The sequence below is a fragment of the Agathobacter ruminis genome, from assembly GCF_002735305.1.
Classification (GTDB): Bacteria; Bacillota; Clostridia; order Lachnospirales; family Lachnospiraceae; genus Roseburia; species Roseburia ruminis.
This window is the reverse complement of sequence record NZ_PDYG01000119.1, coordinates 1-328: the sequence shown is the minus strand read 5'-3', so window position 1 is coordinate 328 and position 328 is coordinate 1. Positions and strand designations below refer to the sequence as shown.

The 328-nt window shown below is 37.8% G+C and carries 1 protein-coding gene; it reads left to right on the top strand.

Annotation, left to right across the window (positions count from 1 at the left end; genetic code table 11):
• Window positions 1-16 precede the first annotated feature (16 nt).
• A partial coding sequence (locus CSX02_RS11145) for a hypothetical protein (protein WP_207653783.1) occupies window positions 17-328 on the top strand: 312 nt, incomplete at its 3' end.

Genomic DNA, 328 nt, shown 5'->3' with positions numbered 1-328 from the left:
AAGAGATACTTATCTTGTGCGTTTAGAATTGGCAGATAGCGATGAAGAAGCATTAGAGCAAACAAAAAAAGAACTCGAAGAATTTATAGGGACAGATGAGGAATGCCTGATTTGGTATGCTCTTGCTGATACACAGTGGAAGATAGGACGCCTTTGCGATGAAGTAAAAGGAAAAGCCTTTGAATTTTTAGCGCAAAATGGTGGCGAAGACCTTTTTGAAGGGCGTGACCGGAAAAAATGGGTGACCATACTGAAAAAGTTAGAAGACAAATTGAATAGCCCTATGAAGCCTTATAAAAAGATAAAGAAATTTGAGCAATTAGAATTG